The organism is Streptomyces sp. NPDC086549, assembly GCF_044746205.1.
In the GTDB taxonomy this organism is placed as follows: Bacteria; Actinomycetota; Actinomycetes; order Streptomycetales; family Streptomycetaceae; genus Streptomyces.
The window spans coordinates 297,096-318,768 of the sequence record NZ_JBIVBS010000013.1 but is presented as its reverse complement, the minus strand read 5'-3'; the positions used below and the strand labels follow the sequence as shown (position 1 = coordinate 318,768).

Annotated in this window: 17 protein-coding genes and 1 riboswitch; of the genes, 12 read left to right on the top strand and 5 right to left on the bottom strand. The window is 71.7% G+C overall.

The features are described 5' to 3' along the window. The 4 genes from ACIPSA_RS34810 to ACIPSA_RS34795 are packed head-to-tail and all read left to right on the top strand — an operon-like array spanning position 1 to position 7,241. Positions 1-2,019, top strand: coding sequence for an Hsp70 family protein (locus ACIPSA_RS34810; protein WP_402642071.1), 2,019 nt, complete (start codon positions 1-3; stop codon positions 2,017-2,019). After that, positions 2,020-3,210: a hypothetical protein gene (locus ACIPSA_RS34805; RefSeq protein ID WP_402641963.1), complete on the top strand. Its 1,191-nt coding sequence runs from the start codon at positions 2,020-2,022 to the stop codon at positions 3,208-3,210. It begins immediately after the preceding gene. Continuing rightward, positions 3,207-5,684 carry a GTPase-associated protein 1-related protein gene (locus tag ACIPSA_RS34800; RefSeq protein ID WP_402641960.1) on the top strand — a complete coding sequence of 826 codons (2,478 nt, stop codon included), beginning with the start codon at positions 3,207-3,209 and terminating at the stop codon, positions 5,682-5,684. Before ACIPSA_RS34805 ends, ACIPSA_RS34800 begins: the two co-directional genes overlap by 4 nt. A 6-nt stretch (positions 5,685-5,690) precedes the next feature. After that, positions 5,691-7,241, top strand: coding sequence for a hypothetical protein (locus ACIPSA_RS34795; protein WP_402641958.1), 1,551 nt, complete (start codon positions 5,691-5,693; stop codon positions 7,239-7,241). A 343-nt stretch (positions 7,242-7,584) separates the two neighbouring features. Here ACIPSA_RS34795 and ACIPSA_RS34790 read toward each other — a convergent pair whose 3' ends face one another. Then, positions 7,585-8,484, bottom strand: coding sequence for a dihydrodipicolinate synthase family protein (locus ACIPSA_RS34790; protein WP_402641955.1), 900 nt, complete (start codon positions 8,482-8,484; stop codon positions 7,585-7,587). Positions 8,485-8,555: 71 nt separating this feature from the next. On the opposite strand from ACIPSA_RS34790, the gene ACIPSA_RS34785 reads away from it, so the two are divergent. The 7 genes from ACIPSA_RS34785 to ACIPSA_RS34755 all read left to right on the top strand — a co-directional run bounded on the left by ACIPSA_RS34785 (position 8,556) and on the right by ACIPSA_RS34755 (position 16,073). Beyond that, entirely contained in the window at positions 8,556-9,479 is a 924-nt protein-coding gene (locus ACIPSA_RS34785; protein ID WP_402641952.1) for a LysR family transcriptional regulator, read from the top strand. A 448-nt stretch (positions 9,480-9,927) separates the two neighbouring features. Continuing rightward, complete coding sequence (locus tag ACIPSA_RS34780) at positions 9,928-10,401, top strand: VOC family protein (protein ID WP_402641950.1); 474 nt, start codon at positions 9,928-9,930, stop codon at positions 10,399-10,401. Next, entirely contained in the window at positions 10,398-11,282 is an 885-nt protein-coding gene (locus ACIPSA_RS34775; RefSeq protein ID WP_402641947.1) for an NAD(P)-dependent oxidoreductase, read from the top strand. The genes ACIPSA_RS34780 and ACIPSA_RS34775 overlap by 4 nt, the downstream gene beginning before the upstream one ends. After that, positions 11,279-12,172, top strand: coding sequence for a hypothetical protein (locus ACIPSA_RS34770; RefSeq protein ID WP_402641945.1), 894 nt, complete (start codon positions 11,279-11,281; stop codon positions 12,170-12,172). The genes ACIPSA_RS34775 and ACIPSA_RS34770 overlap by 4 nt, the downstream gene beginning before the upstream one ends. A 30-nt stretch (positions 12,173-12,202) precedes the next feature. Further along, positions 12,203-13,489: an ATP-grasp domain-containing protein gene (locus ACIPSA_RS34765; protein ID WP_402641943.1), complete on the top strand. Its 1,287-nt coding sequence runs from the start codon at positions 12,203-12,205 to the stop codon at positions 13,487-13,489. A gap of 3 nt (positions 13,490-13,492) precedes the next feature. Continuing rightward, positions 13,493-14,746 carry a hypothetical protein gene (locus tag ACIPSA_RS34760; protein WP_402641940.1) on the top strand — a complete coding sequence of 418 codons (1,254 nt, stop codon included), beginning with the start codon at positions 13,493-13,495 and terminating at the stop codon, positions 14,744-14,746. Positions 14,747-14,753: 7 nt separating this feature from the next. Continuing rightward, a complete protein-coding gene (locus ACIPSA_RS34755; RefSeq protein ID WP_402641938.1) occupies positions 14,754-16,073 on the top strand; it encodes an MFS transporter in 1,320 nt (439 codons plus the stop codon). Between the two features lie 84 nt (positions 16,074-16,157). Here the strand turns inward: ACIPSA_RS34755 and ACIPSA_RS34750 are convergent, their stop codons facing one another. From ACIPSA_RS34750 to gcvT, 4 genes are all read right to left on the bottom strand, one after another. Beyond that, positions 16,158-17,525 (bottom strand): L-serine ammonia-lyase, encoded by a 1,368-nt coding sequence (locus tag ACIPSA_RS34750; RefSeq protein WP_402641935.1) that lies wholly within the window; start codon positions 17,523-17,525, stop codon positions 16,158-16,160. Positions 17,526-17,627: 102 nt separating this feature from the next. After that, on the bottom strand, positions 17,628-18,890 hold the full coding sequence (glyA, locus tag ACIPSA_RS34745; RefSeq protein ID WP_402641933.1) for a serine hydroxymethyltransferase: 1,263 nt from the start codon (positions 18,888-18,890) through the stop codon (positions 17,628-17,630). Between the two features lie 14 nt (positions 18,891-18,904). Beyond that, the gene (gene gcvH / locus ACIPSA_RS34740) at positions 18,905-19,282 is read right to left on the bottom strand and encodes a glycine cleavage system protein GcvH (RefSeq protein WP_402641931.1); all 378 of its coding nucleotides are present in this window, start codon (positions 19,280-19,282) and stop codon (positions 18,905-18,907) included. Positions 19,283-19,406: 124 nt separating this feature from the next. Next, positions 19,407-20,525: a glycine cleavage system aminomethyltransferase GcvT gene (gene gcvT / locus ACIPSA_RS34735; RefSeq protein ID WP_402641929.1), complete on the bottom strand. Its 1,119-nt coding sequence runs from the start codon at positions 20,523-20,525 to the stop codon at positions 19,407-19,409. Positions 20,526-20,680: 155 nt separating this feature from the next. Next, positions 20,681-20,774, bottom strand: a riboswitch (glycine riboswitch). A 178-nt stretch (positions 20,775-20,952) separates the two neighbouring features. Between gcvT and ACIPSA_RS34730 the strand changes: the two genes are divergently transcribed. Next, on the top strand, positions 20,953-21,621 hold the full coding sequence (locus ACIPSA_RS34730) for an AAA family ATPase (RefSeq protein WP_402642069.1): 669 nt from the start codon (positions 20,953-20,955) through the stop codon (positions 21,619-21,621). Positions 21,622-21,673: the final 52 nt, after the last annotated feature.

Here is a 21,673-nt window from a genome sequence, read left to right as displayed (position 1 = left end):
ATGCTCGGCATCGACATCGGCCACCGCTTCGGGCGGATCGGACGGATCGGCTCCGACGGCAGACCGGCGGTGGCCATGGCGGCCCTCGGCGGGACGGACGGGGTCGCCGACCCCGCCGGCGCGCTGGCCGTCCTGCTCGCCGCGGCCCCGGACGGTCCGGCGGACCGGGAGGCGGTCCTCGGACTGCCCGCGTCCGACGGGCGGGAGGACGAACTGCGGCGCGCCGCGGAGGACGCCGGTCTCGTCGTCGACCGCATCGTTCCGGAGCCGGTGGCCGTGGCGCTGCACTACGGCGCGATCGACGAGGGCGTGCACCGCACCGTCCTCGTCGTCGACCAGGGGGCGACGACACTCGACCTGACCGTCCTCGCCATCACCCCCGATCTGACCGTACGGATCGTCCGTACCCGCAGCGAACGGCTGGGCGGCGACGACTGGGACGCGGCCGTCGCCGCCGAGCTGCACTGGCAGTTGCCGGAAGGCACCGATCCGCGCCCGGTGGCCGAACGGCTCCGGCGCGGCCTCGCGATGTCGGACGTCGCCACCGAGCAGGTGTCCGACGCGCACGGCGAGCAGCACCGGGTGATGCTGGAACGTTCGTCCCTGGAGCGGGCGGTGGCGCCGTTGCGGGCGCGGGCCCTGGCGGCGGTGGCGGAGGAGCTGGCCGACGCGGCACCTGACGCCGTTCTGCTGGCCGGCGGTCTGTGCGCGGAGCCCGGCCGGCGCGCGGAGATCGAGGATCTGCCCCAGGCCGGCAGCCTGACGGTGCGCTGCACCTCACCCGAACTCGCCGTCGTACGGGGGCTGCTGGCCCTGGAGGACTTCGGCGCCCTGCGCATCGGCTCGGGCCCCGCGCCGCACCCGACCACGGCCCGCTTCCCCGTCCCGGACCCGACCCCCGTGTTCCTGGAGGACCCGGAACCGCGGTCCTGGCGCACGACCTCGGAGGACCCGCGACCGTCCGCTCACCGACCGTCCGCTCACCACGAGGACCCGGAACCGCAGGCCTGGCGGCACCCGCCCGAGGACGAACCGCGACCGTCCGCCGACCGCGCCGACCGCGCCGACCGCGCCGACCGCGCCGACCGCGCCGACCGCGCCGACCGCACGTCCGAGGCAGGTCCGCCCCGCAGCGAGCCGGATCCCCAACCCCCCTCGTTCCGGCCCGGGTTCCCGTCCGATGACCGGCCCACCGCCGCGCCCGGCAAGGAGGAAGCCCCCGCCCCGACGCCGGACGCCGGACCGGGACCGGGGCCGGAGCCGGAACCGCGGCAGCCCCCTCCCGCCACCCCGTCCCCCACCGGCGACCCCGCCGCCGACCCCCGCCTCCGCTCGGTGCCCGTGGACCAGCTCCAGGCCGTCCGCCGGGGCGACCACCTCCTCGTGCTGTGGGCCTGGCCCGAATCCGCGCTCAGCGCCCGCGTCCGGTGGCGGCGCGAGGGAAGCACCGCGGACGGCGGACCGAACGACGGCGACCTGCGCTGCCGGCGCCGGGTGTACGAGCACGACGGCGGGCTCGACCTGCCCGTGGGCCGGGGCGCGGTGACCCTCACCGTGGAGGCGCTGGTCCCCGACCCGGACGTGGACTGCGAGGGCGCGTCGTCGCTGCGGGTCGCCGCCGAGCCGCCCATCGTGGAGTACGAGCCCGCCGTACGCCGTCGGCTCAAGGGCCGCGTGGCGACGGTCACCTTCACCTCCCTGACGGGCTGCGAGCTGCCCGCCCTCCGCATCGTCCACGGCGTCGGCCGCTACCGCCCCACGAGCACCGCCGAGGGCACCGTCCTGCACGAGGTGCCCCCTCAGCGGCTGCCCGCCGGGACGCCGCTGACCGTGGAGTTCCCGCTGCCCAGCACGCGGGGACCCTCCTGGCTGGTCTGCTTCCCGGCGGACGCGGACGCCGGGACCGGCACCACCTCCGGCACCACCTCCGGCACCACCCCCGGCACCACCCCCGGCACCTCTTCCGACAGCGAAATCGACATCCGCCCCACGGCGCTGCACCGGCTGCGAGTGACCTGAATGGCCAGACGAATCACCTGCCCCTACTGCTACGAGAGCTTCACCCCGCGCGAGATCCGGTTCCGCTGCAACAGCCGGCTCAGCCGTACCCGGAAACAGTGCCCCCGGCGCCGCGACCCGGTGCTCGACGAGCGGTTCGGCCGGCGTCCGAGCCACGACGTCGGGCCTGACTTCGCCGCCGACGGCCGCAAGCCCACCGCCGTCTGCCCGGACTGCGACGGCGAGACGACCTACCGGATCTGCCCGGTGTGCCACTGCGAACTGCCCGTGCAGTTCGGCAGGGTGGAGAACCGCCTGATCGCCATGGTGGGCGCGAAGGCCTCCGGCAAGACCATCTACATGACCGTGCTGCTGCACGAGATGCGCAACCAGGTCGGCGAGGCGTACGGCGCCTCGATGATGGGCCTGGACGACACCACCATGCGCCGGTACAGCTCCGAGTACGAGGACCGGCTCTACCGCGACCGGCAGATGTTCCCCGGCACGCAGACCGCGTCCACCAACGCCAACCGCGTGGAGCCGCTGGTCTTCCGGTTCGGTCTGCGCCGCAGGTCGCTGTTCGGCGAGCGCCCGCAGCACACCGTCCTGTCCTTCTTCGACACCGCGGGAGAGGACTTCAGCACCCGGGAGAGCGTGGAGCTCAACACCCGCTATCTGACCGGTGCCGACGGCATCATCCTGCTGCTCGACCCGCTGCAGATGCCGGGCGCCCGGGAGAGCGCGGCGCCCGGCACCGCACTGCCCGGCACCGAGGGGCTCGACGCGCCGATCAACGTCCTCGGCCGGGTGACCAACATGCTGCTGGCGGCGCGCGGCGGCAAGGCGACGGCGAAGATAGAGACGCCGGTCGCGGTGGTCTTCTCGAAACTGGACGCCTTCTGGCACCTGCTGGAGAACGGCAGCCCGCTGCGCGCGCACGCTCCCGCGCGCGGCCGGTTCGAGGTGGGCGACAGCCTCAGCGTCCACGAGGAGGTGCGCCAGCTGCTGAGGGAGTGGGACGGCGTGCCCATCGACCAGTCCCTGGAGAACACCTACGCCCGCTACCGCTACTTCGGTGTCTCCTCGCTCGGCCGCAGCCCCACGCCCGAGGCCCGGGTCGCGCCGACCGGCATCCAGCCCTACCGGGTCGCGGACCCGCTGCTGTGGCTGCTGAGCGAGTTCGGTTCGGTGCCGAGGGCGGGGCGCGGATGAGCACCGAGACCTCCCCGCTGTCCTCCCCGGTGTTCCAGCAGCTCTACTACACCTCCTGCGAGCGCGGCCTCAGCGGCTTCTCCGGATTCCAGTTCAACGCGGTGAGCGCGGGCGTGTCGGCCGAGACCCGGCACGGCGTCGAGGCCCTGGCCGGTTATGAACCGCCGCGCCCGATGGTGGAGTCGGACACTCCGGAGCTGCTCGCCCGCTGCCCCGTCAACCTCTGCTTCACCCCGGAGGGCCGGGGCGGATCCGGCGCCACGACGCTCTGTGTGCGCTATGTGGGCCGGGACTCGGCCCGCCGCTTCGGCAACTACTTCGCCCATGCCCTGCACAGCGACGGGGACTTCACGGAGGCGAGCGGCGGGCTGCTCGCCATCGAGCTGTGGGACTCGCCCGTGTGGACGTCCGAGGTGGCCGCCGACACCGAGATCCCGGAGCTGCCAGGGCCACCGCCGCGCGGTCCGCTCACCCCTCGCGCGGTGCGCGCCTTCCTGCGCGGGCATCCGCACGCGGAGCAGCTGCCGAGCCTGCTGGCCGCCGTGTTCGCCGCGCTCACCGAAGACGGCTCGGTGGTCGTGATCGACGACTCGACGGAGCGGATCGCGCACTGGTTCGCGGCGGCCTCCTACCTGCTGCCGCCCCCGCTCGCCCGCCGCCTGTCCTTCGCCACCTATCTGTTCCGCCCCACCCGCAGCCGGCTGCACCTGATCGGTACGGTGCCCGAGGCGAACGCCGACTTCGGGCCCGACGACGAGGAGTCGTACACCGTCTTCGACTTCTCCGCGGGCCGCTTCCCGGAGATCGTCCCCACTCACCACCTGGTACGGCTGCTGACCCGGATCGGCGTCGGGTCGATCCGGTCGGTCTGGTCCTGGACGGCGGAGTACACGCACGGCGGGGAGCGCGACACGGGCGACTGGCACGCGCCGGTGGCGGCCGCGGCGGCCGCGGGCGGCATCGCGCTCACCGACGCCGACGTACGGGCGGTGATCGGCTGGCTGGCCGGCGCCGACCACCTCGGGCCGCGCCGGGCGGCGGTCGCCGCGGACCTCCACCGCAAACACCGGGACCTGGACGACGGCCGGCTGGCGGCGCTCAGCGCGGCCGCGGCGGCGGGCGGCGACACCGCCCTGCACCAGGAGCTGGAGGGCAAGCTGCACCAGTCCCGGATCCGCGCCTATGTGACCGGCGCGGAGAACGCGGCAGGACCGGTGCCGATCACGCACCCCGCGGAGCGCGAGCGGGCCACCGCACTGTGGCAGCGGCTGCTCGGCGAGGCGACGAACACGCGCCAGCGGGTGCGGCTGCTGCTGTGGGCGCTGGGCGCGCGGCTCACCCCGCCCCGGGAGGTGGTCGAGGCCGAGTCACTGGAACTCGCCCGCGCCCTGCTCGGCTCGGGCGCCGCGGGCCCCGGCCTGCGCCAGGAAGTGGGGCAACTCGTGCACTCGCTGCCGGAGTTCAGGGCCGCGCTGGCGACGGCGGTGCACGAGGTGCTGGGCGAGCGGTCCGGCCAGGAGCAGCTCTTCGCGCAGTTCCCCGCCCACCTGCTCGACGAGCGGGACCTGCGGGAGCGCCCCCGGCTCCTGGAGCACTACTGGCAGGCGCAGGCCGAGCGGGAGCCGGGGCGCACGGTCGAGCTGATGTTCCGCATCCTGGAGGTGCGGGGCCAGGACTCCCCGGACGTCGAGCTGTTGCGCGCCCTGTGGCGGCAGCCCTCCCCGGCCTGGACCCACCAGGAGGCCACCGAGATCGCCCGCGGGCTGCCCCAGGGACGGCCGGTGGACGACGCGGTCGCCGAGTGGCTCGACCGGGCGCTGAAGCAGGAGATCCACGACGAACAGGACCTCACGGCCTGCCTGCGGCTGTGCGACACGCTCTCCGCTCCGGCCCGCCACGCCTGGCTGCGTCCGGTCACCCAGGAGTGCCTGGAGACCACCCTGCGCCTGGACTCCGCACTGCGCGAGGCCACCGAGGTCACGGCCCTCGCTCGCGAGTTCGGGATCCCGGCCACCGAGATGTGGGCGGCTCCACGCGCGCTCAAGCGGTACCGGCTGCTGCCCGCCCTGCTGCGGCTGCCCGCCGACCCGGCCCGGCTGCGCACGGACATCGGGACGTTCGGGTTCTCCCTGGCCGACGCCTATCTGCGGGCGGTGCGATCGGCGGCGGTCGGCGCGGACAGGATCGACGAGGTGCTGCTCAGCCATGTCACCGGTGTCGTCGCGGTGAGCCCGAAGGCGGGACTGCCCCAGGCGCATCTGGACATCGTCACCGCGCTGCGCACCCACACCGCCAACCGCTGGCGGCTCGCGGACCTGAACCTGCTGGAGAGGGCGGTCCGCCCCTTGAACGCCGAGCTCGCCGAGGCCTACCACCAGTGCGCCGAGAGCCGGCTCAGCCCTTCGAAGAAGTTCGTCCGCAGAATGACCCGCCGCCGGTCGCCGGACGGCTCCCGCACGGAAGACGAAGGGTGAGCCCGGGTGGAAGAGATCGTCATGTTCGTCCTTCTCCCCGCGCTCTACATCGGCGTGCTCGTCCTGTACCTGGCCCTCGTCCCGGCCATCGCGGGGCTGCGGGCACTCGCCCTGGTCAGCGAGCTGGCGTGGCGCTACGGCCGGGTGACGGTCGGCGTGCTGCACCGGCGCACCCCCGAGTTCGTGACCATCCCGCCGTACCGCCCGGCCGACGACGAGGTCCAGGCGCACCGCAACTACTTCTTCGGTCCCGCCACCCGGGACCTGCGCCAGCTCGTCACGCTGGGGCGCCGGTCGTACGTCCGCACGAACGGCGACGCGTTCCGCCACGTGACCGCGCGGTACTTCGCCGCGCGCGGCTGGAGCCGGCTGGCGTCGGTGCCGTACGGCCTGACGCTGTACGCGGGTCTCGGCCTCGGGGCGGCGCTGGCCGTCCCGGTGCTCGGCGTGCTCCTCGGGCTGCACGCGCTCGTCGTCGTCCTGCTGATGGCCGGTGCCCGGCTGCTCGCGGGCTCGCTGCGAGCCGTCGACCAGGTCGTGCTGCGGCTGCGCCGGCTGGGCCGGGGCATGATCTGCCCGCACTGCTTCGAGCGCGTTCCCTATCCGGCGTACGACTGCCCGCGCACGACCTGCCGGCGCCGGCACGCCGACATCCGCCCGGGCCGATACGGCATATTCCGGCGTCGCTGCGCGTGCGGTCAGCGCATGCCGACCCTGCTGATGCTGATGAGCCGGGACGCCCGGCTGACCGGGTACTGCACCCACGACCACTGCGGAAAGCCGATGAACACCGACGCCGGGCACATGCCCGAACTGGTGCTGCCGCTGATCGGCGGCCGGGCCGCGGGCAAGACCCAGCTGATGGCGGCGATGCTGATGTCGCTGGAGAACGCGGCGGAGAACGGGGGCCCGGCGATCCGGCTCGCGGACGACGAGTCGGACACCAACTACCGGGTCCTGCGGGAGGTGCTGGAGATCCAGGGCAACACCCGCGGCACCCAGAAGGCACTGCCCCGGGCCCATTCGTTCGTCCTGGGCACCGGCCGTACGGAGCGTCTGGTGCACGTCTTCGACACGGCCGGCGAGCGGTTCGTCAACCGGGACGAGACCGACGAGCTGCGCTATGTCCGCGCGGCCCGGACCTTCGTCTTCGTCCTCGACCCGATGGCGGTGGACGCCTTCTGGACCCGACTCGAACCGTCACCGGAGTCCGTGGTGGACCGCACGCTCGCCTCGACGGTCGATCCCGAGGACGTCTTCGCACGGTCGGTTCAGACGGTGCGCACGATGGGCACCCCGCTCGACCGGGCGCGCCTCGCGGTGGCCATCAGCAAGACGGACCTGCTCGCCGGGCACGGTCTGGTGCCCGAGCGCCTCGACGACAGCGACACGGCCCGCGACTGGCTCTGCGAGCGCCTGGGGCTGCGGAACCTGGTGAAGACGATGGACCTGGAGTTCCGCGAGGTCCGCTTCTTCTGCACGGCCGCGGTGGCGGACACGGACGCCCGGGTCGACGACAGCATCGCGCGGTTCGTGGAGTGGTGCCTGCGAACCTGAGCGACACGTCAGCGGCGACATCTCAGCAGTGACACGTCAGCACGCGATCGGCGGCCTCGCACAGGAGCGGCAGATCGGCGTGGGTCTCGTATGTGGGCCACGTGGTAAGGGCCCGGCGAGTAGCCTGAACCGACAAGGAATACGCAACGCTTTATTTCGATGTTTGAAATCAAGCGAACGGCGGAATCGGGCAAAAATCTATGAATTCCAGAAGGTTTTAGAGCGCACAGATTCAGTTCAGTCGCCGCCATTCGACGAATGGCGGCTCATGGCGAGCCGCCATTACGTGGGCCAGTCGGTGCTGACCGTCACCATCGTGTGGGGTTCTGTCTCTGCCCCGCGGTCACCGGTCGAGCGCCTCCAGCGCGTTCAGCGCCCCGGCCAACGACTCGGGCCCCGCGGGCAGCAGCGGGAGTCGGACGTTGGGGGTGGGGATGCGGCCCTGGGCGTGCAACACGGCCTTGATGACTGTGGGGTTGGGCTCGGCGAAGAGGGCGGCGGAGAGGACGGAGAGCCGGTGCCCCAGTGCGGCGGCGCGGACGCCGTCGCCCGCGTGCCAGGCGTCGGCCAGCGTGACGAAGGCGCCGGTGGCCACATGGGCGGAGGCGAGGATGCCGCCCTCGGCGCCCATGGCGAGCAGCGGGGAGAGGACAACATCGTCGCCTGCCAGCACCGCGAAGTCTGCCGGCCGGGTGGCCATCAGCTTGACGGTGGCGGCGGTGATGCCCCCGACCGCGTACTTCACTCCGGCGATGTTCGGCAGGGCACCGAGTTCGCACAGCGCCCGGGTGCTGAGCTCCTGACCAGTGCGGTAGGGGATGTGGTAGATGACCAGCGGCACGGGGCTGGCGGTTGCGAGCGCGGTGAAGTGTGCGATCACGCCGGCCTCGGAGGGGCGGGTGAAGTACGGCACGAGCGACAGCGCCGTCACGGCCTCGGGTACCGTCTTCAGGGCCGTCAGTGCCCGGATGCTCGCTGCGGTGTCGTTGCTGCCGGCGCCCACCATCAGGGCGGCGCCGCGTTCGCGGCACACCCGCGCGACGACGTCGAGGACGGCGGCCTTCTCGTTCTCGGTGAGCGTCGCCGCCTCTGCGGTGGTGCCCAGGGCTGCCAGGCCCGCGGCGCCGTCGTCCAGGCCCTCGTGGGCGAGCTGTTCGAGGGAGTCCAGGGCGATCTCGCCGGTACTGGTGAACGGCGTGATCAGCGGGACGTGAATCCCGGTCTTCAGTGCGCTGCTTCCCATGGGTGGATCCTGCACTCAGCGGCCCGCCGCGGTCCATCCGGAAGTTCTGACGCTCAGCTTAAGCTGAGCCGATGCTCAACCCTCATCAGTTGCGCCTGCTCCGCGAACTCGCCCGCCGGGGCACCATCGCGGCCGTGGCGGAGGCCTTGTCCTACAGTCCCTCGGCGGTCTCGCAGCAGTTGTCGCTGCTGGAGCGCAGGACGGCAACGGCGCTGCTCGAGCGCAGCGGCCGACGCGTCACACTGACCCCGGCGGGAGTGAACCTTGTCCGCCATGCCGAGGTGATCCTGGCGCACTTAGAGGCGGCGGAGGCGGAGCTGGCGCAGAGCAACGGGATAGCCGGGCCACTGCGGCTGGGCGTCTACCCGTCGGCGGCGCGAGTGCTGGGGGCCGACATCGTCACCGCGCTGCGTGCCGCACATCCGCGGCTCACGCTGTGGGTGCAGGAGATCGACCCGTACGACGCCGTCGACGCGCTGGGCGCGGACCGGCTGGACGTGGCGCTCGTCCACACTTACGAAGGGCTGCTCGCGCCCACGCGGCCAGGCATCCAGAGCGAACCCGTCTTCGTTGAGCGGATGCTGTTGGCCGCCCCGGCGGACCCGGCGGCGCTGGGCTGGCGACTGTGCGAGAGCGGCGATCCGGTGCGCCGATGGCGGCACGCGCCGTGGATCCTGCCCACCACGGGGACGCTCTGCCACACCGTGGTGACGCGGCTGTGCGAGGCGAGCGGCTTCCACGTCGACTCCTGGCACCGGGTCGACGACTACGCCACCACGCTGCGGCTGGTCGCGGCCGGCGCAGGGGTCGCCGTGGTGCCCGAACTCGGCGCGCTCGCGCTGCCGTCCGGCGTGGCGGTCACACCGCTCGCGCTGACCCGGCAGAGCGCGGTGGCCTTCCGTGGCGGCGCGGTGAACCATCCCGCCGTCTGCGCCATGATCGACACTCTGAAGAGCATTCTGCCGCGACTCACGGCGGTGCAGCCGCTGAGCTGAACCCGGATCGACCGGCGGAGGCCAGACGACCTGGTCGCCGCCCGGCGGCGGGTTGTGCAGTGCCCGGCAGCGCGGGAAGCTGCCCAGGGCGGACGGCGCCCGCACCCCGGCGAACGTCACTGCACAGCTATGGCTGGATTTCAATTACGAGATGCCTTGCCGGTCGGGCCGGACAGAAGCGCAGGGACTCCCGTCTTTCCTGCTCAGCGGGCACCTCTCTGCGTGAGTCCCATCCCGTTCCATCACCGATCGGTGCATCCAGGCTGAAGCCTCAACCTGGCTCATTCCATTGGCACTTGCCAAATTTCCCGTTGACGGCGCAGCGATCACACTTCATGATCGCTGAGGTCGCGACCACTTTCCGCGTATTCCCGTGAGCATGCAGGCCCCATCTTTCCGTGTGGCGAAGCGCCAACTTGGCTTCGCATGTGGCCTCTTACTGGGAGAAATGGACATCACCGTGATCGATATTGCGCTCCATCATGTCGGCATTCAGACCGCCGACCTGAAGAACTCCATCGACTGGTACACCGAGTTCTTCGACGCAGACTGTGCCTGGACTCTGGACAGGTTCTCCGAGCTGACTCTGGAGCGGCTCCCCGGCATCACCGAACTCGCCGAGATCAAGCTCGGCTCCGCCCGCTTCCACCTCTTCGAGCGCTCCGCCATCGACCCGGCGCCCGCCGACTCCCGGGCGAATTCCGACTACCAGCACGTCTGCCTGGTCGTCGACAGCCCGGAGACGCTGAAGGAGCTGCGCGAGCGGTGGTTCACCCTGCACCGCTCCGGGCGCTTCGCCTTCGCGGGCGACGAACTGCCCACCGAGATCGTGGTGGACGACGACGGCGTGGAAAGCTTCTACGCCCTTGACCCCAACGGTCTGGAATTCGAGATCACCTACAGCCCGGTGGCACATCGATGACCCGCCGCTTCCGCGCGGTCGCCGTAGCCCCCGGGCTCGGCCTGACATCGCGGGCCATGTCCGCGCTGCGACGCTTATCGGACTCCGCACCCGTCCTGCTCGAACACTGGCCCCCGCCCGTACCGTCGCACGGCGTGGACGCGCTGATCGCCGGCTGGCAGCACGTACTGGACGCGGACGCACTGTCGGCGCTGCCTGACCTGACTTACGTAGCCCTGCGGGCAACCTCGACGGACCGGGTGGACCAGCACGCGCTGAAGCAGCGCGGGATCGCCCTGAACGGGATCACCCACTACGGGGACAACGCCACCGCGGAGTGGGTACTCGGCGCACTGCTGCAGACCCTGCGCACGCCGCTGCGGGGCCGCTTCGCGCGGGAGGCGCGAGGAAGGCGGCTGGGGCTCGTCGGCTTCGGCGCGGTCGCCCAGACCGTTGCGGCCGGGGCCGCCGCGCTGGGCATGGACGTGGCGTACTACGCGCCGTCCGGACCCCGGCCGCACGCCACTGCGGCCCGCTACCTGCCGCTCGATGAGCTGCTCACCAGCAGCGACGTCGTCTCCGTCCACACACCCGCGCGCACGCCCGTACTCGACGCCCAGCAGCTGGCGCTGCTGCCGGCCGAATCGGTCCTGGTCGTCACCACCCTCGGACTGCCCTTCGCGATCGCGGACTTCAGCGCCGCATGGCCCGGCCAGGACCGGCGCGCGGTGTTCGACCTGGTGGCCGCGCACGACAACGCCGAGAGCCTCGCCGCGATCCCCGGCTGTCGCGTGGAAGCCGTGTACGCCGCCCGCAGCGAGGAGTCCGCCCGCGAGGCCGAGGACCAAATCATCCAGGCCATCTTCGATCACCTCCACGCAAGTGAAGGAGAGTTCGTATGACGACCGCCCCTCTCGCCGATGAACGCCCCGCCGCCGGGTGGGACTTCGGTGCCTACCCGTACGCCCTGGAGACCCTGGTGCTGCCGGATCCGGCGGCCCGGCTGCGCGGCGGCGGCCCCGCCCCTGATGCCCTGGACCTCGCGGACGGTCCCGCCGTTGCGCCGGCCGACTCCCCGGAGGAACTGTTCTGGTTTCGCTGGATCACCGGACATCAGGCGGTCTTCGCTCTCTGGCACCTGCTCGACGACGAACTGGAGCTGGTCCTCGCCGACACCGTGGAGAACGCGGCAGTCCGCGCCACCGCGCTGATGGACGCCTACTCGGCGCTGCTCGTCTACACAGGCTCCCCGCCCCGGAAGCTGTACGACAGCCTCATACGCCCGGCGATGATGCTGCAGCACCGCATGTTCAGTGGCCGCTGGGCCCCGGACTACGTCGCCATCCCGCCGAAGCTGCGCGCCCTGCGGGCCCGCTTCCGCCGCAGCACGCCGATGCCCGCCGCGATCGCGGCCCTCAACCAGGCCGGTAAGCTCAACCACCGGGTCCACATGGCGATCGCGGCGAAACTGGTGCCGGACGGGGACTCGCTGTTGCGCGCCGGAGACGCGGTGGCCTACGGGGCCCCGACGGAGGAGACCGCGCGGCTGTACGACTCCTTCTTCGCTACGCACCGGGCGCTGACACCCCGCTCGGAAGTGATCGCCCAGCTGGTGCGCAGACTGCACGTCATCATGCTCGACCTCCGGAGCAACGGGCTGTACCCGGAGGCCTGGTGCTCGGCCGCCGAGTGCCCCGAGGAACTGGCCGACGGGGAGCTCGCCAGGTTCAGCGACCGTATCGAGCCGCTGCTCGCCGAGGCCGGGCGGACCGCCTCATCGCTGTGCCGCTGACCTTTTCCGTCCCACGACCAAGGAACCCCCATGCCCCATATCGCCATCGTCGAGAGCAATCTGTGCGGTCTCGGCGCACTGAACGCCGCCCTGCAGCTCGGCTGTGAGGTCACTTTCGTGCGCTCTCCCCGCTACGAGTACCACTATGCGGGCGACCCGCAGTGGCCCGGGCTGCGAGAGCGGCTGCACCGCGTCGTGGAGCTGGACGACACCTCCGACGCCGCCCAGCTGACCGACGCCCTCGCGGCCCTGCACGCCGCGACCCCGGTCGACGCCGTGCTCAGCGTGATGGAGTACACCGTCCACGCGCTGGCCCTCGCCGCCCGCGCCGTCGGCATCGGCTATCTCGCGCCCGAGGCGGTGGCCCGTACCCGCCACAAGGGCCAGGAGCGGGCCCGCCTGTGGGAGGCCGGCATACCCGCCCCCGGCTACACGGTCGTCACCTCGCGCCAGGAGGTGGAGGAAGCCGCCCGCTCGCTCGGCGGGCGGCTCGTGCTCAAGCCGGCCGCCGGGCTGGCCAGCATGTTCGCCGCCGCAGATCTTCGGTCGCCGGAAGAGGTGCTGGCGGCGTACGACCGGTTCACCGAGGGAGTGGCCGGTTTCTCCAAGGAGATGCGGGCCGTGCTCGGCCAGGAGGTGATCATCGAGGAGTATCTCGACGGCCGTATGGTCTCGTTGGAGCTCGCCGGGACGGGCGACGGGCGCTATGTGCCGTTCGCCGTCATCGAGCGCAAGCGCTACCCCAAGGACGAGACGATCGAACTCGGCTCGTACGCGCCCGCACCGCTCACCGACGAACAGTGGGACGCCGTCTGGGCCTACGGCTGCGAGGTACTGCGTGCGCTCGAACTCGACCGGGGCGTCTTCCATCTTGAGATGATCATTACGGCGGAGGGGCCCCGGCTGATCGAGGCCAACCCCCGGATCCTCGGTGGCTGCGGGCCGGTGCTCATCAGCCAGACCTGGGGACAGGACATGTACGAGGCGCTGGTGCGGGTCCACCTCGGCGAGGAGATCGCCGGATTCCAGAGGAAGCCCGCGCGCTACGGGGTCTCCCAGCTGCTGGCGCCCGAGGCGGACGCCGTTTGCGCGTCGACCGACTTCAGCGGCTGGCTGCCCACGCACGGCGAGCAGGTCCCCGCTTTCCAGTTCAAGCCAAAGGCCGGGGACAAGATCCGCCGGGTCCAGCACGGCTTCGACTACGTGGGCTACTTCATCGCGCTGGGGCCCACGCCCGAGCGGGCGCGGGAGCTGTGCGGCGACGTGCTGGACCGGCTGGTCGCCACCACCCGGGTGCCACTGATGCGGGCGGACTGAGCCGTGCGCACCCCGTCGTCCCTCGGCGATCTGTGGACCGCTCTGCCCCGGTCCGTAACGGACACCATGCTCAGCACCGGACGCTCCCGGGCGTCGGAGATCTTCGCGGGCGTGGCCGGTGCGCTTCCGGGGCCGTGGGCGCCCGTGCGACCCCTGCTGCTGCGGCGGCACGCCGTCGAGGAGCTCGCGCAGGCGCTGCGACGGATCGCGTGGCTGGCGCTCGATGCGTGCCGTCGGCGAGCTGCTACCGCCGGCGAGTTGCTGGAAGTGCTCGGGCATTCCCGGTCCGAGTACCTCTTCTTCGACCCGGCGGAGCCCGTCGGGACCTCGTGGCTCGCCTCGTCGCGCATCGACGTGGTGCTTGCGGGCGGGACGTTCCGCGTCATCGGACTCAATATCGACAGCGCGCTTGCCGGCGCGCTGCAGACCGACCAGCTCACCGGGCGCTTTTTCCACCGCTACGGGGAGGCGGGGCTGCAGCGGGCGCTCGGACTCCGGCCCGGCGGCTCGGCGCTGACCGCGCGGGCCGAGAGCATTCGACGCGCGCTCGGGGGCGCCGCGGGCGTGGCCTTTCCCTTCTTCACCGGGGACGACCTGCCCGCGCACAAACAGCCGGACGCCTTCCGGGCGTTTCTCGAGCGCTTTGCGGCCGGCGCGCGGGAGGTCGGGCTGGACGCGCGGACCTGTGCGCTGGACGAACTGCGCGAGGGGAGCGACGGGCGGCTGCGGATGCCGGACGGGTGGGTCGCCGACGGGGTCTTCCGGTTGTTCGCCGCGGAGGAGGTGCGGCACCACAGATCGGCCGACGACCTGGCGAGGGCCGCCGCTGCCGGAAAGACACACGTCTACACCGGTGAGGCTGCGCGCATGCTGCGCGATCCGAGGGTGCTCGGGTGGCTGTGCAGTGATGTGGGGCTGTTGTCGGATCGGGATGCGAGCCTGATCCGGCGGCATGTGGCGGATCCGGCGGGCAGCGGTGGCGGGGCTCCGGAGCTGGTGCCCATGGAGTTCGTGCACACCGTGAGCGGGGCGCGGGTCGCGGCCGACGTGTCGGTGGTGGTCGGGGCGTTCCTGTTCGATCTGGGTGGCCTCGACCTGACCGGTTCCGACTCGCACACCTCCGACCTGCGCAGTGACGCGGTGCGTCCGCCCGCCGTCATGGTGCGGCACGGCGGGCCTGACGGGGAGTCGGTGCTCAACTGCGCACTGCTGTGCGACCCCCGGAACGAGCCTTCGGACCAACAGCGAGCGGAGTGAGAGAACAGTGAAGGGGACGACCGCGGGGAAGACAGCGGCGGCGGGCACGGCCCGGCCCGCGCTGGGGCGCCGGTTCACAGTGTTCCAGAGCGGTGTGCTGTTCTCGGACGCCGGGGACGGACTGTACCGCTTCGGTGTTCCGCTGCTGGCACTCGCGGTGACCCGGTCGCCGTCAGAGGTGGCGCTGGTCGCCACTGCCACCCGACTGCCCTGGCTGCTGTTCGGCCTGTTCGGCGGAGTCCTGGTCGACCGGTTCGGCCCGCCGGCGGTGATGCTCTGGGCCGGGGTCGCGCGGACCGTGCTGGTGCTGGCGCTGATGGCGGTGGCCTGGCAGGACATGCTGTCCATTCCGCTGCTGATCGCGGCCGCGCTGCTGGTCGGCACTGCCGGGGTGATGTCGGACCTCGCGGCGCAGACCTGGACACTGCGACTGGTGCCGAGCGAGCTGCTGCCCAGGGCGAATGCGCGGATCCAGTCGATCCAGATCACGGTGGGGCAGCTGTTCGGGCCCGCGTTCGGGGGGGTTTTGGTCCCGCTCGGCATGTTCGTGCCGATGCTGCTGGCCGCGGTCGCGTACGGCGTGACGAGCGCGGTGGCCGGGGCGGTGGCGCGGATGCGGGCGCCGGGGGCGACGTTGGCATCCGGAGGAGGGGGTGCCGAATCGCCGTCGGGTGCCGGAGGCACCATCTCGGCGTCCGGGTCCGGTCGGCGTAGAGACGCGGCGTCGCTCGTCTCCGAACTGCGCGACGGTCTCGCCTACTTCCTGCGCCGACGCGACGTCGGGAGGCTGGCCGCACTGGGGGCGTGCACCAACTTCGGCTTCGCCGCCATGATCACGCTGCTCCCGCTCTGGGTGATCGCTCCCGGGCCGCTGGGGATGAGCACGCTCGCCCTGGGGCTCATGGTCACCGCGATCGCCTTCGGCGGGCTGGTCGCTGGAACGTGCGGGCCACGGGTGATCGCCCGGGTGGGCGCGGGTCGGGTACTGCGCACCGCCGCACCCTTGACCGGGCTCGGACTTACTCTCGTCGCCGTCGGACACGCGGCGGCCGCGGTCGTCGGACTGCTGATGTACGGGGCGGCGGTGACGTTCGGGAACCTGGTGGTGGTGTCCTATCGCCAGCGGACAGTTCCCGCGGAGCTGTACGCGCGAGTCAATGCCGCCTATCGGTGGGCCTGCTGGGGGGCGATGCCCCTCGGCGCGAGCGCCGCCGGAGCGCTCAGCACGATACTCGGGCTGTCCGCGTCCTTCGCGCTGACGGGGGCCTTCACGCTGGTCGCGGCGCTGTTGCTGCCGCCGAGGGGCAGGCTGGAGGGGGAGAGCTGACGCCGTCGGGCTGCGGGAGCCCGTCGCGAGTTCCTCCGCCCGGCCGGTTCCTGGACGCGAACGCGCTGGTCAGGGCCCGTTTCCCTAGCACTCGATGATGTTCACCGCGAGCCCGCCCCGGGCCGTCTCCTTGTACTTCACGCTCATGTCCGCGCCGGTGTCCTTCATGGTCTTGATGACCTTGTCGAGGGACACCTTGTGCGAGCCGTCGCCGCGCATCGCCATGCGGGCGGCCGTGACGGCCTTCACCGCGGCCATGCCGTTGCGCTCGATGCACGGGATCTGGACCAGGCCGCCGACCGGGTCGCAGGTGAGGCCGAGGTTGTGCTCCATGCCGATCTCGGCGGCGTTCTCGACCTGCTCGGGGCTGCCGCCGAGGACCTCGGCGAGGGCGCCCGCGGCCATCGAGCAGGCGGAGCCGACCTCGCCCTGGCAGCCGACCTCGGCGCCGGAGATGGACGCGTTCTCCTTGAAGAGCATGCCGATGGCGCCGGCGGCCAGGAGGAAGCGGACCACGCCGTCCTCGTCGGCGCCGGGGATGAAGTTGATGTAGTAGTGCAGGACCGCGGGGATGATGCCCGCCGCGCCGTTCGTGGGGGCCGTGACCACCCGGCCGCCGGCCGCGTTCTCCTCGTTCACCGCCATCGCGTAGAGCGTGATCCACTCCATCGCGTGGGCCAGCGGGTCGCCCTCGGCGCGCAGCTGCCGGGCCGTGACGGCCGCCCTGCGCTTCACCTTGAGGCCGCCCGGCAGGATGCCCTCGCGGGACATGCCGCGGGACACGCACGCCCGCATCACGTGCCAGATGTCCAGGAGGCCCTCGCGGATCTCCTCCTCGGTGCGCCAGGCCCGCTCGTTCTCCAGCATGAGGGAGGAGATGGACAGGCCCGTCTCCTTCGTCAGACGCAGCAGCTCGTCGCCCGTGCGGAAGGGGTACTTCAGGACCGTGTCGTCCAGCTTGATCCGGTCCGCGCCGACGGCCTCCTCGTCCACGACGAAGCCGCCGCCGACCGAGTAGTACGTCTTGGAGAGCAGCTCCGTTCCCTGCGCGTCGTACGCCCACAGGGTCATGCCGTTCGCGTGGTACGGGAGCGTCTTGCGGCGGTGCAGCTTCAGGTCGTCGTCGAAGGAGAAAGCGATCTCGTGCTCGCCGAGGAGACGGATCCGGCCGCCGGATTTGATCTCCTCCACCCGCTCGTCGGCCGTCTCCACGTTCACCGTCCGCGGAGACTCCCCCTCCAGACCGAGCAGCACCGCCTTCGGGGTGCCGTGGCCGTGGCCGGTGGCGCCGAGGGAGCCGTACAGCTCGGAACGTATCGACGCGACGGAGCCCAGGAGGTCCTCGTTGCGCAGCCGGCGGGCGAACATGCGCGCCGCGCGCATCGGGCCCACCGTGTGGGAGCTGGACGGGCCGATGCCGATCGAGAACAGGTCGAAGACCGAGATGGCCACGGTGACTCCTCAATACAGGGGGTGGTGCGAAGGGGGTGGGGCACCGCGCCCACGGAAGCTGTGTGCGCCTCCAGTGTGCGCGGTGCCCGCGCCGGGGCGGAACTACTTGGTGAGCCCGGGATACAGCGGGTGCTTGTCGGCCAGGGCCTTGACCCGGGCCTTCAGGGCCTCCACGTCGTAGGACGGCTTCAGCGCCTCGGCGATCACGTCCGCGACCACGGCGAAGTCCTCGGCCGTGAAGCCGCGGGTGGCGAGGGCGGGCGTGCCGATCCGCAGGCCCGACGTCACCATCGGCGGGCGCGGGTCGTTCGGGACCGCGTTGCGGTTGACCGTGATGCCGACCTCGTGGAGGCGGTCCTCGGCCTGCTGCCCGTCCAGCGCGGACTCGCGCAGGTCGACCAGGATCAGGTGCACGTCCGTGCCGCCGGTCAGGACGTTCACGCCCGCCTCGCGGGCGTCGGCCGCGGTGAGCCGCTCGGCGAGGATCTGCGCGCCCTCGACCGTACGGCGCTGGCGCTCCTTGAAGTCCTCCGATGCGGCGACCTTGAAGGAGACCGCCTTGGCCGCGATCACGTGCTCCAGGGGACCGCCCTGGAAGCCCGGGAAGACGGACGAGTTCAGCTTCTTCGCGAAGTCCTTCTTGGCGAGGATGATGCCGCCGCGCGGGCCGCCCAGCGTCTTGTGGGTGGTGGAGGTGACGACATCCGCGAACGGCACCGGGTTCGGGTGGAGACCCGCCGCGACCAGGCCCGCGAAGTGCGCCATGTCGACCCACAGGTACGCCTCGACCTCGTCGGCGATCCGGCGGAACTCGGCGAAGTCCAGCTGCCGCGGGTACGCCGACCAGCCCGCGATGATCACCTTGGGGCGGTGCTCCTTGGCGAGCCGCTCGACCTCGGCCATGTCGACCAGGCCGGAGTCGTCCACGTGGTAGGCGACCACGTTGAACTGCTTGCCGGAGAAGTTCAGCCGCATCCCGTGGGTCAGGTGGCCGCCGTGGGCCAGGTCCAGACCGAGGATGGTGTCGCCGGGCTGGGCCAGCGCGAAGAGCGCGGCCTGGTTGGCGGAGGCGCCGGAGTGCGGCTGCACGTTGGCGTACTCGGCGCCGAACAGCTCCTTGACCCGGTCGATGGCGATCTGCTCGGCGACGTCGACGTGCTCACAGCCGCCGTAGTAGCGGCGGCCCGGGTAGCCCTCGGCGTACTTGTTGGTGAGGACCGAGCCCTGCGCCTCCATGACCGCGACCGGGGCGAAGTTCTCCGAGGCGATCATTTCGAGGGTGGACTGCTGGCGGAGCAGCTCGGCGTCGACCGCGGCGGCCACGTCCGGGTCGAGCTCGTGCAGGGGCGTGTTCAGGACGGACATACGTCTACGACTCCTCAGCCGGCGGTGAAGGCGGTGTACTCGTCGGCGGAGAGCAGGTCGGCCGGCTCGTCCGTGACGCGCACCTTGAACAGCCAGCCGCCCTCGAAGGGCGCCGAGTTCACCAGCGACGGGTCGTCGACGACGTCCTGGTTGATCTCGGTGACCTCACCGGTCACGGGGGAGTACAGGTCGGACACCGACTTGGTCGACTCCAGCTCGCCGCAGGACTCGCCCGCGGTCACCGTGTCACCGACCTCCGGGAGCTGGACGAAGACGACATCGCCGAGCGCGTTGGCCGCGTGCTCCGTGATGCCGACCGTCGAGACGCCGTCCTCGGCGGCCGACAGCCACTCGTGCTCCTTGCTGTAGCGCAGCTGCTGGGGGTTGCTCATGGCCTGAATTCTCCTGTACGCGGTGGTGTGCTGATGACTGCGGGACTGATGAAACCGCTGGTGAGCAGGGGTGATGTGCCCGGCGTCACAGTGTGTGCGCCGGGCGGCTCCGGTTGCTCAGTGTCTACTTCTGGCGCTTGTAGAACGGCAGCGCCACGACTTCGTACGGCTCGTGGCTGCCGCGGATGTCCACACCGACGCCCGCCGCGCCCGGCGCGGAGTGCGCCGCGTCGACGTACGCCATGGCGATGGGCTTGCCCAGCGTGGGGGAGGGGGCACCCGAGGTGACCTCGCCGATCGCCTCGCCGCCCGCGACGACCGCGTACCCCGCGCGCGGGACACGACGCCCCTCGGCGACCAGACCGACCAGGACCCGCGGCGGGTTCTGCTCGGCGCGGGCAGCGGCCTCGGCGAGCGCCTCGCGGCCCACGAAGTCGCCCTCCTTCTCGAACTTCACCACTCGGCCGAGCCCGGCGTCGAAGGGCGTCAGCGAGGTCGTCAGCTCGTTCCCGTACAGCGGCATGCCCGCCTCCAGGCGGAGCGTGTCCCGGCAGGAGAGGCCGCAGGGGACCAGGCCGACGCCCTCGCCGGCCTTGGTCAGCGCCTGCCACAGCTCGACGGCGTGCTCCGGCTTCACGAACAGCTCGAAGCCGTCCTCGCCGGTGTAGCCGGTGCGCGCGATCAGCGCCGGGACGCCGGCGACGGTGCCGGGCAGGCCCGCGTAGTACTTCAGGCCGTCCAGGTCGGCATCGGTGAGGGACTTCAGGATGCCGGGGGACTCGGGGCCCTGGACGGCGATCAGGGCGTAGGCGTCGCGGTCGTCGCGGACCTCGGCGTCGAAGCCGGACGAACGTTCCGCCAGCGCGTCGAGGACCACCTGGGCGTTGGAGGCGTTGGCCACGACCATGTATTCGGTCTCGGCCAGCCGGTAGACGATCAGGTCGTCCAGGATGCCGCCGTCGGCCTGGCAGATCATGGTGTAGCGGGCGCGGCCCACACCGACGGAGGCGATGTTGCCCACGAGGGCGAAGTTCAGGAACTTCGCGGCCTCCGGGCCGGTCACGGTGATCTCGCCCATGTGGGAGAGGTCGAAGAGCCCGGCCCTCGTGCGCACGGCGACGTGCTCGTCGCGCTCGGAGCCGTAGCGCAGCGGCATGTCCCAGCCGGCGAAGTCGGTCATGGTCGCACCGAGCGAGCGATGCAGGGCATCGAGCGCGGTGAGACGGAGTTCGGTACTGCTCATCGGTCGGTCGTCTCCCAGAGGCATGACAGGCGAGGTCGTTCCTCCCCATCTGTCATCGGAACCTGAGAGGTTCGCCATGACCACCCATGGGGGGATGACCACGACTTGCACCTTGGGTGGGGCCACTGACACAGCGGCCCGCTTTTCAGATGTGCCTCGCCCGCGCGGTAACGGGGCCTGAGAGATTCAAGGGAGGGACTTGCTCCTTCGGCGCCTCGGCAGTGCCGAGGACTCTCCCGCGCGGATTCAAACGGCCGGTATGCAGTTGGCGCCGACATCATTGCACGCCTGGGCCCGCCTCCGGCAGGGCGGCATCTGTAACCGGGCTGTGGCCGTACGCACACGAAAACGCGAGACACCGGGCATTACCTTCTCTTTACGCTCGACGGGCAGGGGATCTCAGAGCTCAAGGGGAGGACGATTCATGGTGAACAGGACCACGGCCTACGCCACGACCACGGGCATGGCACTGCCGAAGCAGCCCGCCGCCCCGGCCCGCGAGCGCTGCGACGAGCGCCCGGCACCCATCGTCCGCGACCTGCGCGACCGGGCCGGTCACAGCCCGCACGGCCTGCTCTTCGGTCCCCGCGATCTCGTCGTGATCACCGGCCTGCCGGGCAGCGGCAAGTCCACCCTGATGCACCGCGCGGTCCGGGGCCTGCGCATCGACTCCCAGGACACCCGGGACCGCTGGGACGCCCGCATGCCCCGCTTCCTGCCGTACGCGGTCTACCGTCCCCTGGTCCGCCTCGCCCACTACGCCGGACTGCGCCGCGCCCTGCGCTCCGGCGAGGGGGTCGTCGTGCACGACTGCGGCACGCAGTCCTGGGTGCGCGACTGGCTGGCGCGCGAGGCCCGCCGCCGTGGCAGAGCCCTGCACCTGCTGCTGCTCGACGTCACCCCGGACACCGCGCTGGACGGCCAGCGCAGCCGCGGCCGGGGCGTCTCCTGGTACGCCTTCCTGCGCCACCGTGGGGCCGCCGCCCGCCTCCTGCGCGCCGTGGAGCGGGGTGACCTGCCCCAGGGCTGCGACTCCGCGGTGCTGCTGGACCGGGACGCGGCGGACGCACTGCGCGGGATCGGCTTCTCGCGGTGAAGGCGTGTCACCCGCACCCGCTAGCCTTGCCAGCCACACCAGTGGTTCCCAG

Excerpts from the sequence above, each read along its gene's own strand:
- ACIPSA_RS34770 (WP_402641945.1), top strand. The coding sequence starts at position 11,279 with ATGACGACCGCCCCTCTCGCCGATGAACGCCCCGCCGCCGGGTGGGAC.
- glyA (WP_402641933.1), bottom strand. The coding sequence starts at position 18,890 with ATGTCCGTCCTGAACACGCCCCTGCACGAGCTCGACCCGGACGTGGCC.
- ACIPSA_RS34805 (WP_402641963.1), top strand. The coding sequence starts at position 2,020 with ATGGCCAGACGAATCACCTGCCCCTACTGCTACGAGAGCTTCACCCCG.
- ACIPSA_RS34785 (WP_402641952.1), top strand. The coding sequence starts at position 8,556 with ATGCTCAACCCTCATCAGTTGCGCCTGCTCCGCGAACTCGCCCGCCGG.
- gcvH (WP_402641931.1), bottom strand. The coding sequence starts at position 19,282 with ATGAGCAACCCCCAGCAGCTGCGCTACAGCAAGGAGCACGAGTGGCTG.
- ACIPSA_RS34775 (WP_402641947.1), top strand. The coding sequence starts at position 10,398 with ATGACCCGCCGCTTCCGCGCGGTCGCCGTAGCCCCCGGGCTCGGCCTG.
- ACIPSA_RS34810 (WP_402642071.1), top strand. The coding sequence starts at position 1 with ATGCTCGGCATCGACATCGGCCACCGCTTCGGGCGGATCGGACGGATC.
- ACIPSA_RS34790 (WP_402641955.1), bottom strand. The coding sequence starts at position 8,484 with ATGGGAAGCAGCGCACTGAAGACCGGGATTCACGTCCCGCTGATCACG.
- ACIPSA_RS34800 (WP_402641960.1), top strand. The coding sequence starts at position 3,207 with ATGAGCACCGAGACCTCCCCGCTGTCCTCCCCGGTGTTCCAGCAGCTC.
- gcvT (WP_402641929.1), bottom strand. The coding sequence starts at position 20,525 with ATGAGCAGTACCGAACTCCGTCTCACCGCGCTCGATGCCCTGCATCGC.
- ACIPSA_RS34765 (WP_402641943.1), top strand. The coding sequence starts at position 12,203 with ATGCCCCATATCGCCATCGTCGAGAGCAATCTGTGCGGTCTCGGCGCA.
- ACIPSA_RS34780 (WP_402641950.1), top strand. The coding sequence starts at position 9,928 with ATGGACATCACCGTGATCGATATTGCGCTCCATCATGTCGGCATTCAG.